This window comes from Brevundimonas sp. SL161 (genome assembly GCF_049896985.1).
Lineage (GTDB): Bacteria > Pseudomonadota > Alphaproteobacteria > Caulobacterales > Caulobacteraceae > Brevundimonas.
Map to the genome: position 1 here is coordinate 354,790 of NZ_JAFCVJ010000001.1, position 16,061 is coordinate 370,850.

Here is a 16,061-nt window from a genome sequence, read left to right on the forward strand (position 1 = left end):
ATCCTCATGCAGATCCCTGCGTCCTTCCCACGCTTCCTTCGCGCCCTGTTCGCCTGCGTCCTGATCGGAGGGCTGCCCGTCACGGCTCGCGCCCAGTCTGACGCCCCTGACCAGATCATTCATTTCACGGGCCCCGGCGGTGAGACGATCGAAGGCGGCGTCTGGTTGCCCGACGGCGCCAGCGATGGCTCGCCGCGACCACTGGTGGTCATCTCGCACGGCAACAGCGGCTGGTATCGCGGCCATTCCGATACGGCCGGGGCCCTGACGGAGGCCGGCTTCGTCGTCGCGGCCCTGACCCATCCCGGCGACAACTTCCAGGACCAGAGCCGGGGGCTTCGGCTGACCGGACGGGCGCCGCAACTGAGCGCCCTGATCGACTATATGACCGAAACCTGGATCGGCCCGGTGGAGATCGACGACGCGCGGATTGGCGCGTTCGGCTTCTCGGCGGGCGGCTTCACGGTGACGTCGATCATCGGCGGGGTGTCGGACGCCGGAGCGATCCGGGCGCATTGCGTGGCCCAGCCCGAGGTCTTCGCGTGTCGGCTGGTCGCGATGTTCGGCGGACTGGATCTGGCGACCTGGCGGCCGGAGACCCGCGATGCGCACGTCAAGGCGGCCGTCATCGCCGCGCCGGCGTTCGGCCTGTCGTTCACCGACGAGAGTCTGGCCGCGATCACCGTTCCGGTGCAGCTGTGGCAGGCCGCCGACGACCAGATCCTGCCGTCGCCCTGGAATGCCGAACCCGTGCGCGACCGGCTGGGCGGGACGGTCGACTATCACCATGTCGAGAACGCCGGCCACTATGACTTCCTGACCCCCTGCGCGCCTGAGATGAGGGTGGCGATGCCCGAGCTGTGCACGTCGGCGCCCGGCTTCGACCGGGCCGCGTTCAAGGCCGCGTTCAATGCTGAGGTCGTACGCTTCTTCCGCGAGGCACTGGGCGAACCCTAGGGCGTCGTTTCACGCCAGGCCCGGAGGATGGTGATCTTCGGCTCCAGCATCTGGCCTCGCATGAAACCTACGCCCTCGGTCGGGGAGGTCGGGCTGGCCAGGATGGCGCGGACGACCTCCATGCCCCCGACCACGCGGCCGAAGACGGCGAAGCCGTCGGGATCGACCGAGAACGAGCGTCCTGCGTCGTAGGACAGGGTCGGGCCCACAGAGACGAAGAAGTCGCCTGTGGCCGTGCCGGGGGCGTAGCGGGCCATCGAGACGGCGCCGTCGATATGGCTGAGGCCCGTCTGCGTCGTCGGCTCGTGGGCGATGGGCGGCAGGACCCGCTCGGGATCGTTGTTCACCCCGCCCTGGACCAGACCCATGCCAGGGCCGGACTGCATAGCGCGATAGAAGGTTGCGCCATCGAGGCGGCGCTCGTCGACGTATTTCAGGAAGTTGGCGGCCGTGATCGGCGCCTTGACCGCCTCGACCTCGATAGTGATGCGACCGGCCGAGGTCTCCAGCGCCACACGGGGCAGGGCGGGCCCGGCCGGGTCCTTGGCCACGGCGAGCGCGGGCCATAACAGCAGGCCGGCGAGGGCGAGGAGTGTGCGTCTGATCATCGATGTTGTCTCACGTCGTTCCCGAGAGCGACGCTAGCGGGATCAGCCGGTCGCGGCCAGCGAGCGATCGATTGTCAGGACCGGCAGGGCCCCGGCCTCCCATGCACGACCGCCGATCGGCTCGCTCTGAAGCCGGCAGATTCCTGGCCCGGTCAGGAACGGGAAGTCGAGGCTGATCGCCAGCTCGCGCTCGGCCCGGTAGCGGATGTTGGACAGCCCCGGCCAGATGCGGCGGCGCCGGTATTCCGGAGCGTGAGAGGCGAACCGCCTCAAGGCGGCCGTCCGAACCTCCTGGCTCGCGTTGGGGAGCACAAGGGTGACGCTCGTCACCGTCTTCTGCGCCAGCTGCGTGACCTCGAAATCCGGGTCCTGGGTGCGTAGGTCAAGGCTGGAGAAATGGTCACGCAAGGCCTCATGGATGACCTTGAGCGACTGGAAAGACGGCGCCCTGGGCACGTCATAGACGGTCGCGGCCAGCTGGGAACGGGTCTCCACAGGCAGGATGCCGAGAAGCTCGACATAGTCCGCCCTCTGGGTGGGGCGGACCAGGGTCGAGAACGACACCGGCACGAACAATGGGGTCACGACCGGGAAATCGACCAGGAAACGCAGCGCCGTCATCACGCAACTGCCGTCGAACGACCCGGATTCGTCGGGCAGGTGCTCCTCGCCGTCGACGGCGCTGTAGTAGGTCGGCGCGCGTGACGGAGTGCAACTGATGACGTCGCCGACGAAGGCGCGGGCCTTGGGGAAATAGATGCCCTGCGCGCCATCGATCGAGGGACCGAAGTTGGTGTCGTCGACGGGCCCCTTCGGCGCCCTGACTTCCTCCGGCACGTCGATCAGCGATCCGTCCGCCGCGATACGACGCAGGCGACCGCCTTTCGGCAGGCGGCCAGGATCCTCCATGGCCAGCACCACCTCTTCGGCGGATGCGGCGGTGAAGGCGCGCATCGCCTCCGGCTCGCCCTCGAACAGCACCAGCTTCACCGCGTCCTCGACCCCGGTGCCGAACAGCCGCTCCTGGAGCTCGGTGGCCAGGTGAGCGAGTTCGAAGGTGTCCAGCTGGTCGGTCTGCGGGTCGCTCAGCAGATAGCAGTAGTGGGTGAGCGGATCGGCGGTGCGGGGCCGGACCCAGCGCACCTCCAGAAAGACGATGGTGTATTTCGCCACGAGGGGGCCGAGCGTCTCCGCTGGCAAATCCGTGCGATTTGCGTCCACCATGACCCGCAGGCACGAAACAGCCGTCATCGCCTTCCCTTTTCCCGAATCGTGGCGGGGTCGGGTGAAGATTTGACGAAGGAGCTTGGCCGCAAGGGCCTGATCGGTTCTGGTGGACCCGCTTCGCGGGTCCGACATGAAGCGTGAATCAGGCTCTCGCTGATCCTGCTCTAGCGGCCCAGCAGCCTCGCGGCGTGGGGCGCGAAATAGGAGAGCACGCCGGCGCAGCCCGCGCGCTTGAACCCATGCAGGGTCTCCAGGATGGCGCGGTCCTGGTCGAGCCAGCCGTTGGCGATGGCGGCCTGCATCATCGAATACTCGCCGCTCACCTGATAGGCGAACGTCGGCAGTTTGAACGTCTCGGACACCCGCTGGACGATGTCGAGATAGGGCATGCCGGGCTTGACCATGACCATGTCGGCGCCCTCGGCGATGTCCATGGCGACCTCTTTGAGGGCCTCGTCGGAGTTGGCGTAATCCATCTGATAGGTCTTCTTGTCGCCGGTCAGCATCTTCGCCGAGCCGACCGCATCGCGGTACGGGCCGTAGAAGGCCGAGGCGAACTTGGCCGCGTAGGACAGGATCAGGGTGTCGTGGAAGCCGTTGGCCTCGAGCGCCTCGCGAATGGCCTGGACCCGGCCGTCCATCATGTCCGAGGGAGCGACGACGTCGGCGCCGGCGTGGGCCTGGATAAAGGCCTGTTCGGCGAGGCGCTCCAGGGAGGCGTCGTTGACGATCCGGCCGTCCTCGACGACGCCGTCGTGGCCGTGGTCGGTGTAGCAGTCGAGCGCCACGTCGCACATGACGCCGATCTCGGGCGCCGCGTCCTTGATGGCCTTGATGCAGTCGGGGATCAGGCCGTCGGGATCGGTGGCGCCGGTCCCGATCGCGTCCTTGGTCGCAGCGTCGACGTTGGGGAAGAGGGCGACCATGGGGATGCCGAGGTCGCGGGCCTCGACAGCCGCCTCGGCGGCCGCCTTCGGTGACAGACGGAAGACGCCGGGCATGGATGGGACGGGCACGCGGTCCTCGGCGCCGTCGTGGACGATCAGGGGCCAGATCAGGTCGGACGGCGTCAGGGTGGTCTCGGCCACCAGTCGGCGCACCCACGGCTGGCTCCGCAGGCGGCGGGGACGGGCCATGGGGAAGGCGGCGGGTGCGAAGGGGAGGGTCATGGGTGTGCTGTAACGCCCTTCTCCCGTTGGGAGAAGGTGGCCCGCAGGGCCGGATGAGGGTCGGGTCAGACCGATGAGGCACGCCCCTCATCCTTTCGCGCAAGGACGACGGCTGCGCCGCCGTGCGCTCAAGCCCTCTCCCAACGGGAGAGGGATGCGGATAGAAGCCGAAGAAAAGCCGCACCGGAGACCCTATGGATTTCGCCCTCACCGACGACCAGCGCGCCATTCAGGACGCGGCGCGCGCCTTTGCCGATGCGGAGCTGGCGCCCCATTCGGCCGAGTGGGACGAGACCAAGCATTTCCCGGTCGACGTGATGCGCCGCGCGGCCGAGACCGGGTTCGCCGCCATCTACGCCTCCGAGGAGCACGGGGGCATGGCCCTGGGCCGGGTTGAGGCGGCGCTGATCTTCGAAGAGCTGGCGCGCGGGGACGTGTCGACGGCGGCCTTCATCTCGATCCACAATATGGCGACCTGGATGATCGACCGGTTCGGGTCGGACGACCTGCGCGCCCGCTATGTGCCGCGTCTGGCGACGATGGAGCTGATCGCCTCCTACTGTCTGACCGAGCCCGGCTCGGGGTCGGACGCGGCGGCTATGCGGACGAGCGCGACGCGGGACGGCGACGACTGGGTGCTGAACGGGTCGAAGGCCTTCATCTCCGGCGCGGGCACGTCGGACGTCTATGTCGTCATGGCGCGGACCGGCGAGGCGGGGCCGAAAGGCATCAGCGCTTTCGTGGTGGAAATGGGCACGCCGGGCCTCAGCTTTGGAGCGCAGGAGAAGAAGATGGGCTGGAATTCCCAGCCCACGGCCATCGTCCAGTTCGACGACTGCCGCGTGTCGGCGGCCAACCTGCTGGGCCAGGAAGGCGACGGTTTTCGCTATGCGATGATGGGTCTGGACGGCGGGCGGCTGAACATCGCGGCCTGTTCCCTGGGCGGGGCGCGGCTCGCGCTCGAGACGGCCAAGGCCTATGTCGCGACGCGCAAACAGTTCGGCAAGGCCCTCGCCGAGTTCCAGAACACCCAGTTCAAGCTGGCCGACATGGCGACCGAACTGGAGGCGGCGCGGCTGATGGTCCTGCGCGGCGCCTGGGCGCTGGACACGCGTCACCCCGAGGCGACCAAATGGTGCGCCATGGCCAAGCGGATGGCGACCGACGCCTGTTTCCAGATCGCCGATGAGGCCCTGCAACTGCACGGCGGCTACGGCTATCTGAAGGACTATCCGCTGGAGCGGATCGTGCGCGACCTCAGGGTTCACCGTATCCTGGAAGGCACCAACGAGATCATGCGGGTGATCACCGCGCGAGAGATGATGCGGCAGTAGCGGAAGGGAAAGCACGGGAATGTGGAAGATCACTCTAGCGGGCGTCGCGGCCCTGATTTGCCTCGCCGGTCCCGCCTGGGCGCAGGTCGACGAGATCATCGTGACAGGCAGCCGTTCCATCGAATGGGATCGGGACGACATTCCGGTCGTGCAACTGCCCCGGCGGGCGGACAATCTGATCGTCGCGGTCACGGTCGTGAATGATACGCGCGAGGCCGCCGGCCGGCGCAATGAGCTGATCGCGACCCTCAGGGCCATGGTTCAGGCCGGCGGCCGCGATGCCCGGATCGATCTGTCCATCGAGGATGACGGCGCTCTCGTCCCCCTGACCGAAGACATGGTCTCGACCCTGACGCTGGGCGCTGATCCGGGTCGGGCGGACACCAGCGTCGCGCATCTGATCGTCAAGACGCCGATCGCGGCGGCGGATACGCTCGACGACGCCTCGGGGCGAATCGAGACCTTCGTCGAGGCGACGCCGAAGACGGGTCGCTCGCTGGTCGACATCACGGGCGAGTGGGAGCTGTCGATCATCGATCCCGGCCAGTACCGACGTGCGATTCTGGCAGCGATCTCATCCGACGCGACGACGACGGCAGAGGCCTTCGGAGCCGGCTACGCCGTCGAGGTTTCGGGCCTGTCCAATCGGGTGACCTGGACGCAGTCCGGGCCGCTCGACCTGAGCCTGTTCATTCCCTACGAAATGACCGTCAAGCCGCGCTGAGACGGCGGGAAGAAACACCATGGCCGAACCCATCAAGTCCGTCCTGATCGTGGGCGGCGGCACGGCGGGCTGGATGGCGGCCGCCGCGATCAAGCGGTCGGTGGGACCGCATGCCGAGGTGCGACTGGTAGAGAGCGCCGACATCGGCATCGTCGGGGTGGGAGAGGCGACGGTGCCGCCGATCCGTGACTTCAACGCCCTGATCGGCCTCGATGAGGCGGAGTTCATGCGCGAGACCCGCGCGACCCTGAAACTGGGCATCGAGTTCAAAGGATGGGGCGCGAAGGAGAGCGCCTATTTCCATCCGTTTGGGACCTTCGGCACCGGGCCGACGCTGGGCGACTTTCCCGGGTCCTTTTTCGCCATGAAGGACCGCGGCCAGACGGGCTCGCTGGAGTCCTATTCGATCACCTCGCACGCGGCCAAGCGCGGCAAGGTCGGGGCGCGGTCGAACGATCCGAGATCGGCGTTGTCGGGCTTTCACACTGCCTATCATTTCGATGCGACCCTCTATGGCCAGTACCTGAGGAAGTTCTGTACGACGCGCGGCATCGAGCGGATCGAGGGCGAGATCGTCGGCGTCGTGCAGAAGCCGGAAGACGGCTTCGTCGACCATGTGGTGCTGAAGGACGGACGGACGCTGACGGCGGACCTGTTCATCGACTGCACCGGCTTCCGGGGCCTGCTGATCGAGGGGGCGCTAAAGGCGGGCTACGAGGATTGGTCGCACTGGCTGCCGATGAACCGGGCCCTGGCCGTGCCCTGCGCCAAGGTGCGGGCGGTCGATCCTTTCACGTCTTCGGCGGCGCGCGAGGCGGGGTGGCAGTGGCGGATCTCGCTGCAGCATCGGACCGGCAACGGCTATGTCTATTGCTCGGACTTTATCGAGGACGAGGCTGCAAAGCAGACGCTGATGGCCAACCTCGATGGCGAGGCCCTGGCCGATCCGCGGCCGCTGCGGTTCGTCGCCGGGCGGCGCAAGACACTATGGGACAAGAACGTGGTGTCGCTGGGCCTATCGTCGGGCTTCATCGAGCCACTGGAATCGACCAGCATTCATCTGGTCCAGGTCGGGATCATCCGGCTGTTGCAGCACTGGCCAGACACGGCATTCAGCCAAACAAATACAGACGGTTACAATCGACGGCTGACACGCGAGATCGAGCTGATCCGCGACTTCGTGATCCTGCATTATCACGCGACCCGGAGGGACGACACGCCGTTCTGGCGGCACGTCCGCGACATGGCGATCCCCGACAGCCTGGCCGAACGGGTCGAGATGTTCCGCGACCGGGGTCTGCTGTTCCAGGTCGGCGCCGACGAATATTTCAGCCAAGGGTCGTGGATGGCGGTGATGATGGGTCAGGGTATCGTGCCCAGGGCGCACAACCCGCTTTATAACTACCAGGACCTCGACCGGGTCGCGGCGGGTTTCGAACAGATCAAACAGGCCTGGGCGACCACGGCGGAGAACCTGCCGGCGCACGAGGATTATCTCAAGGCGAACAGGATGTGGGCGGACGCATGAGCGAAGCTGAAGTGATCACACGGATCGAGGGATCGGTCGGGCGCATCATCCTGAACCGGCCCAAGGCGCTGCATGCGCTGAACCTGGCCATGTGCGAGGCGATGACGACGGCATTGCTGGCTTGGGGAGACGATCCCGCGGTGACCTCGGTGCTGGTCGACCATGCGGGCGAACGCGGGTTCTGCGCCGGCGGCGATATCCGGATGATAGCCGAGAGCGGGGCCACGGATGCGTCGGAGGCCAGGGCCTTCTTCCTCGCGGAGTACCGGCTGAACCACCTGATGTTCGAATACTCCAAGCTGATTACGGCCCTCGTGGACGGGATTGTGATGGGCGGCGGCGTCGGCATCTCCGAGCCCGCCCAGATCCGCATTGCGACCGAGCGGACGACCTACGCAATGCCGGAGACGGGCATCGGCCTGTTCCCAGATGTCGGCGGCGGCTGGTTCCTGCCGCGACTGCCGGGCGAGACCGGGACCTGGCTGGCCCTCACCGGGGCGCGGCTGAAGGCGGCGGACACGGTAGCATTGGGGATCCATACCCATTTCGTGGCGTCGGGCAGCCTCGAGGCGCTAAAGGCCGATCTGCTTTCCCATGGGCCGGATGCCGTCGCGGAGCATGCGGCTGATGCCGGCGCCGCGCCGCTTTCGTCTCACCGCGAAGCCATCGACCGGCTGTTCGCCTTCGACACGGTCGAGGCGATCCTAACGGCGCTCGAGGCCGATGGGTCGGACTGGGCGCTGTCGCAACTGGCGACGCTGAGGACCAAGTCGCCGCAGTCGCTGAAGGTCACCTTGCGTCAACTGCGGGCGGGGCGTGCGATGCTGACCTTCGCCGAGGTCATGGCGATGGAGTACCGGCTGGGCGGCCGTGTGGTGCGGACCCGCGACTTCCAGGAGGGGGTGCGGGCCGTCATCGTCGACAAGGACAATAAGCCGAAATGGTCGCCGGCGACGCTGGAAGGCGTGACCGAGGACGAACTCGACGCCCTGTTCGCGCCGCTCCCCGTCGATGAGGAATGGACGGCGCTGTGCTGACCACTTGCATCCTGTGAAGCGCGCGCGCGTATGTGCGTCCAACCGCTGTTCGAGGATCGCGCCATGCTGAAACTGTCCCTACTCGCCGCAACCGCCCTGGTCCTGACGGCCTGCGCGCCGATGATGTCGGCGGAGACGCCGGCTGATCCCGCCGAGCGAGCCTCGGCGATCGTCAACGACTACGCCCTGGCCATCGCCGATCCGTTGCGGCCCGCCGGGGAAGTGGCGCGGGATCCGCTGAGGAAGCCGGCCGAGATGCTGGCCTTCATCGGCATCGACGGCGGCGAGCGGATCGCCGACGTGCGGCCCGAGGAGGGCTATTTCTCCCGCCTGTTCGCCCGCGCCGTGGGGCCCGAGGGTCGGGTCTACGCCTATGTGCCAAACCAGACGGCGGCGCGCGAGAACGCGTTCGGCGACACCCTGGCGACCGACTATCCGAACGTGACCCGGCTGACCGGCGCGCTGGAGGCGTTCGCCATTCCCGAGCCGCTGGACGTCGTCTTTATGGGCCAGGAATACCATGACTTCGTCATCGACCGGTTCAACGTCGACGTGGCGGCGATGAACGCGGCGGTGTTCCGGGCGCTGAAGCCGGGCGGGCTTTATGTCATCCTGGATCACCAGGCGGCGGCGGGCGCGGGGACCAGCGTGGTCGGCACCCTGCACCGGATCGAGGGCTCGGCCCTGCGCGCCCAGGTCGAGGCCGCAGGCTTTGTCTTCGACGGCGAGACCAGCGTGGTCAGGAACCCCGAGGACGATCACAGCCTGTCGGTCTTCGACGAGGCCATCCGGGGCCACTCCGACCAGTTCGTCTACCGGTTCAGGAAGCCGGGCTAAGCCTCTCGGGTCTCGAACATCAGCATCGAGGCGCCGCCCGTGGCGAAGTTGGCGACGTCGCCGGCGGCCGCCTGACCCTGAGGGCTGGCCAAGGCGGCAGCGATATCGCCCAGGCTGTCGAAATACAGGGTGGCGATCAGATGCACGTCGGAGGGGCCCTCCGGCGTCAGGACCGGCTCCTCGGTGACCTCGAAGCGGCGCAGGCCGGGAACGCCTTCGCCAGGGGCGCGTGCACGTCGCGATAGTGGGCGTCGAAGGCGGCGATGTCGGTCGGCGTGCGGTAGGTCACGACAAGCTGGGCCAAGGGGGTCTCCTGCGATGGCGTTGAATGTGAATTCGAGGACAGGTTCGCGTGATGGACACTGACACAGGCCGGCGACAAAGATAAAACGCCGTTGCGCCGTCCGGGCGTCGTGGAGGTTTCGATGCGTCGTTCGCTCGCCTTTATTCTGACCGGGGCCGTTTCGGCCGCGATCCTTCTGTCCACCGGGGCAATAGCGCCCGCGCCCCAGCACGGCGGCACCTATGCCGCCGTGCTGGCCGATGCTGATCGGCCCGAGGCCGACACTGCCCGCGACGCCGCGAGGAAGACGGCCGAGGTCCTGGCCTTCGCCGACGTGATGCCGGGCCAGACCATCGGCGACATGATCATCGGCGGCGGATATTTCACGCGCGTCTTCGCCAGCGCCGTCGGCGACGGAGGCAGCGTGGTCGCCTGGCAGCCGGCGGAGTTCATCGCCTTCCAGGCCAGCTATGGCGAATCAATCACAGCGGCGGACGCCATGGACAACGTCTCCGCCATCCGCTCGGCCATCGGCGCGCCCGAGTTTCCGGCCGGGATGGACCTGGTCTTCACGGCCCAGAACTATCACGACCTGCACCTGCGGCCCTTCCCGGCCGACACGGCGGCGAAGGTCAATGCGGCGGTGTTCGCGGCGCTAAAGCCCGGCGGCCTCTATGTCATCGTGGACCACGCCGCGACGGCGGGCGCGGGGCTGGACGTCGCCGACACCCTGCACCGGATCGACATCGCCAACGTGAAGCGCGAGGTCGAGGCGGCGGGCTTCGTGCTGGACGGCGAGAGCGACATCCTGCTGAACGCGGAGGACCCGCTGACGGCCAATGTGTTCGATCCTTCGATCCGGGGACACACCAGCCAGTTCATGCTGCGCTTCCGCAAACCCGCGTGAGGACTCTGGCGGCGGTCGGAATGAGAGGCTAACCGGAGGCCAACAAGAACGCTTCCAGGGAAACGCCGCAATGACCGCCACCAAGATCGCCTTCATCGGCCTGGGCAACATGGGCGGCGGCATGGCCGCGAACCAAGCCAAGGCGGGCCATGCGGTCGCGGCCTTCGACCTGTCGGCGGCGGCTCTGGATCGGGCGAAAGGCGCGGGCTGCGTGCCGGTCGAATCGGTCGCCGAGGCCGTGCGCGACGCGGAGGTGGTCATCACCATGCTGCCGGCCGGGCCGCATGTGCTGAAGGTCTATTCGGAACAGATCATCGGCGTGGCGCCGTCCTCGGCCCTGCTGCTCGATTGCTCGACCATCGACGTGGACACGGCGCGCAGGGTCGCGGGCCTGGCGAAGGAGGGCGGCTACGCCTTCGCCGACGCGCCGGTTTCGGGCGGTACGATGGCGGCGGACGCCGGGACGCTGGCCTTCATGGTCGGCTGCGACGAAGGCGACTTCGCGCGCATCGAGGCGGCGCTGGAGCCCATGAGCCGGGTGACCTTCCGGGCCGGTGACCACGGAGCGGGGCAGGCGGCCAAGATCTGCAACAACATGATCCTGGGCATCACCATGCTGGGAACCTGCGAGGCGATCGCCCTAGCCGAGAAGCTGGGTCTGGATCCGGTGAAGATGTTCGACATCGTCGCCAAGTCATCGGGCCAGAGCTGGTCGACGACGACCTACTATCCGTGGCCCGGGCCGGTGCCGACGGCGCCGTCGAATCGCAACTATGACGGCGGTTTCGCCACAGCGATGATGCTGAAGGATTTGAAGCTGGCGCAGGACGCAGCGGCCAAGGCCGGCGCGAGCACGCCGCTGGGGGCGCAGACCGAAGCCCTGTTCCAGATGTTCGACGGCCTCGGTTACGGCGGCCGCGACTTTTCGGGCATCCTGCAGATGCTGCGCGGGAAGCTGGACGAGTTGCCCCGGACTTGATCCATCTCAATGCGGCGCATGTCTCTTCCCGCGATTGTCGCACATGCGCACGAACGAAACTGAGAACCGTTATCAATTAGAAGGTTGCGACCATTTTGCAGCCTGTGGCGATAGACTTTCGCGGACCCGGAGCGCAAATACCGCGTCATCCCGAGAGACCACGCGAGTAACAGGGTTGTTCGACTACACCGCCGCATTCCAGTCCGCCGTCGACCAGGTGAAGGGCGAAGGGCGCTATCGGGTCTTCGCCGATATCAAGCGCGTGCGCGGCCAGTTTCCGAAGGCGGTTCGGCGCCTGGATGACGGGTCCGAGCAGGACGTCATCATCTGGTGCTCGAACGACTATCTCGGCATGGGCCAGCATCCGGTCGTCCTTGAGGCCATGCAGGCCGAGCTGGACGCCGTGGGCGCCGGCGCCGGGGGCACGCGCAACATCAGCGGCACGACTCGTTCGGCCGTGGACCTGGAGGCCGAACTGGCGTCCTGGCACCAGAAGGAAGCGGCCCTGCTGTTCACCTCGGGCTATGTGGCCAATGAGGCGACCCTGACGACCCTGCAGCGCATTCTGCCGGGACTGATCATCTTTTCCGACAGCCTGAACCACGCCTCGATGATCGCGGGGATCCGCAACGGCGGCTGCGAGCGTCACGTCTTCCTGCACAACGATGTGACGCACCTCGAGGAACTGCTGGCCGCGGCCCCTGCGGATGCGCCCAAGCTGATCGCCTTCGAGAGCGTCTATTCGATGGACGGCGACATCGCCGACATCGCCGGGACCATCGCCCTGGCCCGGAAATACGGCGCCATGACCTATCTCGACGAAGTCCATGCGGTCGGCCTCTACGGCGCGACCGGCGCGGGCGTGGCCGAGCGCGACGGCGTGCTGGACGGGATCGACATCGTCGAATGCACCCTGGGCAAGGCCATCGGCGTCATGGGCGGCTATATCGCCGCTGACGCGGTGATCATCGACGCCGTGCGCAGTTGGGCCTCGGGCTTCATCTTCACCACCTCGCTTCCGCCCGCATTGACCGCCGGGGCCCTGGCCTCGGTGCGGCACCTGAAGACGCATCCGGAACTGCGCGAGGCGCATCAGGAGCGGGCCCGGACCCTGAAGGACCGTTTCGCCGCCGCCGGCATCCCGGTGATGCCGAGCGAAAGCCACATCGTGCCGGTCTTCGTCGGCAATCCTGTGCATGCCAAAATGATCTCGGACATGCTGCTGGAAGACTTCGGCGTCTATGTTCAGCCGATCAACTATCCGACCGTGCCCAAGGGGACAGAGCGGCTGCGCTTCACGCCCTCGCCGAACCATGACGACGGCATGATGGACGCCCTGGTCAGCGCGATGGACAAGCTGTGGACCCACTGCCACATCGCCCGGATGCCCGTGGCGGCTTGATCGATTTCCGGCTGCCGCGGATTCGCGGTATCCTGACGCCATGAACGTCCATCAGCCGATCCCGGAGATACCGATCGAGGAGAAAGACTTCTTTCTCATGTCGAACCTACGCCCGAAGCACACCGGTTTGCCGATGGTCGTCTGGGTCAGCAATCGCGGCAATGCACGACACGACGCCAGAGTGAAGGTGTGCCGCAAACCAGGCGACCTAATCGACGTCACTGACATGGCTGTCGTCGGCATCCGGCCCACGCCCACCTTGATCGAGGGTTCACTTGATGATGCCAGCTTGAAGCTGGTGCAGGACTGGATCAGGCTGAACGAGGCTACGTTGATCAGCTACTGGAATAGCGAACTCGACTCGATTGATCTTGGTCTGGCGCTGAAGAAAATCTGATGTCTGAGGTCATCGTCGAGGCGATACGCAACGGGACCTATCTGAAGGTCACGGCCGTCCATGTCGCCACCGGTCGTGAGGCGACGGCCGTCGGACCGGCGCACGAACCGAGGGCCGTCGAGCGGCTGGCCATAGCCAAGCTCAAGCGGCTGCTTGCGACGCAGTGACACAAGATGTTGTGGTGAACGGGCGTGGGGCCTAGATAGGCCGCCTCCCATTCCGTCAGCCCGGACCTGCCCGTGACCGCTCCCTTCATTCACGACGCCTATTTCTCCAAGGGTCTGGCCGAGGCCGATCCTGAAGTGTTCGGCGCCATCGAGGGCGAACTGCATCGCCAGCAGGAACAGATCGAGCTGATCGCGTCCGAGAACATCGTCTCGAAGGCGGTGCTGGAGGCGCAAGGGTCGGTGCTGACCAACAAATATGCCGAGGGCTATCCGGGCCGTCGCTACTATGGCGGCTGCGAGTTCGTCGACGTCACCGAGGACCTGGCCCGCGAGCGGGCCAAACAGCTGTTCGGCGCGGCCTTCGCCAACGTGCAGCCGCACTCGGGCGCCCAGGCCAACCAGGCGGTGTTCCTGGCCCTGCTGCAGCCCGGCGACACCTTCCTGGGCATGGATCTGGCGGCGGGCGGGCATCTGACGCACGGCTCGCCAGCGAACCAGTCGGGAAAATGGTTCCGGCCCGTGACCTATTCGGTCAACCCTGACACCCATCTGATCGACTACGACCACGTCGCCGAGATGGCGCAGAAGGAAAAGCCGAAACTGATCGTGGCGGGGGCCTCGGCCTACAGCCGCCACATCGACTTCGCCCGCTTCCGCGAGATCGCCGACAGCGTCGGCGCCTATCTGATGGTCGACATGGCCCACTATGCGGGTCTGGTCGCAGGCGGCGCCTATCCGAACCCAGTGCCGCATGCGCACGTGGTGACGACGACGACCCACAAGACCCTGCGCGGACCGCGCGGCGGGATGATCCTGTCCAACGACGTCGAGCTGGGCAAGAAGTTCAACTCGGCCGTCTTCCCGGGGCTGCAGGGCGGGCCGCTTGAGCATGTCATCGCCGCCAAGGCCGTGGCCTTCGGCGAGGCGCTGAAGCCCGAGTTCAAGCTGTATGCGAGACAGGTCGTGCTGAATGCCCAGGCGCTGGCGGGTGTGCTGATCGAGCGCGGCCTGGCGGTCGTGTCCGGCGGCACCGACAGCCATATCGTCCTGGTCGATCTGCGGCCCAAGAACGTGACGGGCAAGGCGACCGAGCTGCAGCTCGAGCATGCCCTGATGACCTGCAACAAGAACGGCGTGCCGTTCGACACCGCGCCGTTCACGGTCACCTCGGGCGTTCGCCTGGGCACGCCGGCGGGAACGACGCGCGGCTTCCGCGAGGAAGAGTTCAGGCAGATCGGTCACTGGATCGCCGACGTCGTCTCCTCGATGAACGGCGGGGACGAGGCCGATCCGGCCGTGGTCGCCGAGGTCGCCGGACAGGTCCGCACCCTGACGGCCCGCTTCCCGATCTACGGATAGGGCCCAGCGATGAAGTGCCCCTTCTGTGGCAACATGGACAGCCAGGTGAAGGACAGCCGCCCGTCAGACGACGGTGCGGCGATCCGTCGTCGCCGGTCCTGTCCCAACTGCAACGGGCGCTTCACGACCTTCGAGCGGGTGCAGCTGCGCGAGCTTGTCATCCTGAAGCGCAACGGACGGCGCACGCCCTTCGATCGCGACAAGCTCGAACGATCCCTGGCCATTGCGCTGCGCAAACGTCCGATCCAGCCGGAGCAGGTCGAACAACTGGTGTCGCGGATCGTGCGTCAGCTGGAGAGCCTTGGCGAAACCGAGATCCCGTCCAGCGTCGTCGGCGACTTCATCATGAAGGGGCTGAAGGCCGTGGATGAGGTCGCCTATGTTCGCTATGCCTCGGTCTACAAGGACTTCCGGGCGACCGGCGACTTCGCCCGCTTCCTCGGCGACGAGGGACTGGACGACGATCCGGGATCCTCGAGCCGCTGATGAGACCCCGGATTACCTGGAAGGTCGCCACGTCGCTGGACGGGCGGATCGGCACGTCGACGGGCGAAAGCCAGTGGATCACGGGGCCGCAGGCGCGCGAGCAGGGTCACCGGCTGCGCGCAGCGAACGACGCCGTGCTGGTCGGGGTCGAGACAGTGCTGGCTGATGATCCCCGCCTGACGGTGCGGCTGCCGGAGGGCGAAGCGAGCAAGAATCCTCTGCGCGTCGTGCTGGACAGCAGGCTGCGGACGCCTTCGTTCGCGCGGCTCGCCCGGACGGGCACGCTGATTCTGACCACGCGCGAGCCGATCACTGTCGGCGAGGCGGAAGTTCTGAAGGTGAAGGGCGACGCCCAGGGCCGTCCCAGCGTGGACGCCGTACTGGAAACGCTCGCAGAACGCGGCGTCAAATCCCTGATGATCGAGGGCGGCGGCCGGGTCGCCGCCTGTTTCATCGCGGCCGGGGTCGTGGATGCCATCGAGTGGTTTCGGGCGCCGATCCTGCTGGGCGGAGACGGGCGTCCGGGAGTCGCGGCCCTGGCTCTCGCACGCCTCGCTCACGCTCCGAAGTACCGCCGCCTTGCGGCGGAGCCTATGGGTGACGACCTGTGGGAACGTTACGAGAAGGTCGTTTGATGTTCCCCGCCGTCCTATCCGAAAA

General features: G+C 66.8%; 17 protein-coding genes and 1 pseudogene. 14 read left to right on the top strand and 4 right to left on the bottom strand.

Going from position 1 to position 16,061, the window contains the following annotated elements:
• Positions 1-6 precede the first annotated feature (6 nt).
• Complete coding sequence (locus tag ACP7AU_RS01800) at positions 7-957, top strand: alpha/beta hydrolase family protein (protein WP_426050327.1); 951 nt, start codon at positions 7-9, stop codon at positions 955-957.
• On the opposite strand, the gene ACP7AU_RS01805 is transcribed toward ACP7AU_RS01800, so the two are convergent.
• The 3 genes from ACP7AU_RS01805 to hemB form a co-directional block, all read right to left on the bottom strand.
• Positions 954-1,565: a peptidylprolyl isomerase gene (locus ACP7AU_RS01805; protein ID WP_426050328.1), complete on the bottom strand. Its 612-nt coding sequence runs from the start codon at positions 1,563-1,565 to the stop codon at positions 954-956. The two genes, ACP7AU_RS01800 and ACP7AU_RS01805, sit on opposite strands and share 4 nt — an antisense overlap.
• A gap of 42 nt (positions 1,566-1,607) precedes the next feature.
• Complete coding sequence (locus ACP7AU_RS01810) at positions 1,608-2,816, bottom strand: hypothetical protein (protein ID WP_426050329.1); 1,209 nt, start codon at positions 2,814-2,816, stop codon at positions 1,608-1,610.
• A gap of 140 nt (positions 2,817-2,956) precedes the next feature.
• Positions 2,957-3,961, bottom strand: a complete 1,005-nt coding sequence (hemB, locus tag ACP7AU_RS01815; RefSeq protein ID WP_426050330.1) for a porphobilinogen synthase — start codon at positions 3,959-3,961, stop codon at positions 2,957-2,959.
• A 194-nt stretch (positions 3,962-4,155) separates the two neighbouring features.
• Between hemB and ACP7AU_RS01820 the strand changes: the two genes are divergently transcribed.
• The 5 genes from ACP7AU_RS01820 (at position 4,156) to ACP7AU_RS01840 (ending at position 9,421) form a co-directional block, all read left to right on the top strand.
• Positions 4,156-5,295 carry an isobutyryl-CoA dehydrogenase gene (locus tag ACP7AU_RS01820; RefSeq protein WP_426050331.1) on the top strand — a complete coding sequence of 380 codons (1,140 nt, stop codon included), beginning with the start codon at positions 4,156-4,158 and terminating at the stop codon, positions 5,293-5,295.
• A gap of 19 nt (positions 5,296-5,314) precedes the next feature.
• On the top strand, positions 5,315-6,019 hold the full coding sequence (locus tag ACP7AU_RS01825; RefSeq protein ID WP_426050332.1) for a hypothetical protein: 705 nt from the start codon (positions 5,315-5,317) through the stop codon (positions 6,017-6,019).
• A 19-nt stretch (positions 6,020-6,038) separates the two neighbouring features.
• Positions 6,039-7,547 (top strand): tryptophan halogenase family protein, encoded by a 1,509-nt coding sequence (locus tag ACP7AU_RS01830; RefSeq protein WP_426050333.1) that lies wholly within the window; start codon positions 6,039-6,041, stop codon positions 7,545-7,547.
• Positions 7,544-8,584: an enoyl-CoA hydratase/isomerase family protein gene (locus tag ACP7AU_RS01835; RefSeq protein ID WP_426050334.1), complete on the top strand. Its 1,041-nt coding sequence runs from the start codon at positions 7,544-7,546 to the stop codon at positions 8,582-8,584. Before ACP7AU_RS01830 ends, ACP7AU_RS01835 begins: the two co-directional genes overlap by 4 nt.
• A 63-nt stretch (positions 8,585-8,647) precedes the next feature.
• Positions 8,648-9,421: a class I SAM-dependent methyltransferase gene (locus ACP7AU_RS01840; RefSeq protein WP_426050335.1), complete on the top strand. Its 774-nt coding sequence runs from the start codon at positions 8,648-8,650 to the stop codon at positions 9,419-9,421.
• On the opposite strand, the pseudogene ACP7AU_RS01845 reads toward ACP7AU_RS01840, so the two are convergent.
• A pseudogene (locus ACP7AU_RS01845) lies at positions 9,418-9,944 on the bottom strand (EthD family reductase). The gene ACP7AU_RS01840 and the pseudogene ACP7AU_RS01845 overlap by 4 nt on opposite strands.
• Here ACP7AU_RS01845 and ACP7AU_RS01850 point away from each other — a divergent pair.
• From ACP7AU_RS01850 to ACP7AU_RS01885, 8 genes are all read left to right on the top strand, one after another.
• Positions 9,847-10,611 (top strand): class I SAM-dependent methyltransferase, encoded by a 765-nt coding sequence (locus ACP7AU_RS01850; RefSeq protein ID WP_426050336.1) that lies wholly within the window; start codon positions 9,847-9,849, stop codon positions 10,609-10,611. The pseudogene ACP7AU_RS01845 and the gene ACP7AU_RS01850 overlap by 98 nt on opposite strands.
• A gap of 70 nt (positions 10,612-10,681) precedes the next feature.
• Positions 10,682-11,590: a 3-hydroxyisobutyrate dehydrogenase gene (mmsB, locus tag ACP7AU_RS01855; RefSeq protein ID WP_426035601.1), complete on the top strand. Its 909-nt coding sequence runs from the start codon at positions 10,682-10,684 to the stop codon at positions 11,588-11,590.
• Between the two features lie 175 nt (positions 11,591-11,765).
• On the top strand, positions 11,766-12,992 hold the full coding sequence (gene hemA / locus ACP7AU_RS01860; protein WP_426035603.1) for a 5-aminolevulinate synthase: 1,227 nt from the start codon (positions 11,766-11,768) through the stop codon (positions 12,990-12,992).
• Between the two features lie 40 nt (positions 12,993-13,032).
• Positions 13,033-13,389 (top strand): hypothetical protein, encoded by a 357-nt coding sequence (locus ACP7AU_RS01865; protein ID WP_426050337.1) that lies wholly within the window; start codon positions 13,033-13,035, stop codon positions 13,387-13,389.
• The gene (locus tag ACP7AU_RS01870; RefSeq protein WP_426050338.1) at positions 13,389-13,556 is read left to right on the top strand and encodes a DUF6898 family protein; all 168 of its coding nucleotides are present in this window, start codon (positions 13,389-13,391) and stop codon (positions 13,554-13,556) included. The genes ACP7AU_RS01865 and ACP7AU_RS01870 overlap by 1 nt, the downstream gene beginning before the upstream one ends.
• Positions 13,557-13,628: 72 nt before the next feature.
• Positions 13,629-14,915: a serine hydroxymethyltransferase gene (glyA, locus tag ACP7AU_RS01875; protein ID WP_426050339.1), complete on the top strand. Its 1,287-nt coding sequence runs from the start codon at positions 13,629-13,631 to the stop codon at positions 14,913-14,915.
• Positions 14,916-14,924: 9 nt separating this feature from the next.
• On the top strand, positions 14,925-15,401 hold the full coding sequence (nrdR, locus tag ACP7AU_RS01880; RefSeq protein ID WP_303695931.1) for a transcriptional regulator NrdR: 477 nt from the start codon (positions 14,925-14,927) through the stop codon (positions 15,399-15,401).
• Positions 15,401-16,036, top strand: coding sequence for a RibD family protein (locus ACP7AU_RS01885; RefSeq protein WP_426050340.1), 636 nt, complete (start codon positions 15,401-15,403; stop codon positions 16,034-16,036). The genes nrdR and ACP7AU_RS01885 overlap by 1 nt, the downstream gene beginning before the upstream one ends.
• The last annotated feature ends 25 nt before the right edge of the window (positions 16,037-16,061 follow it).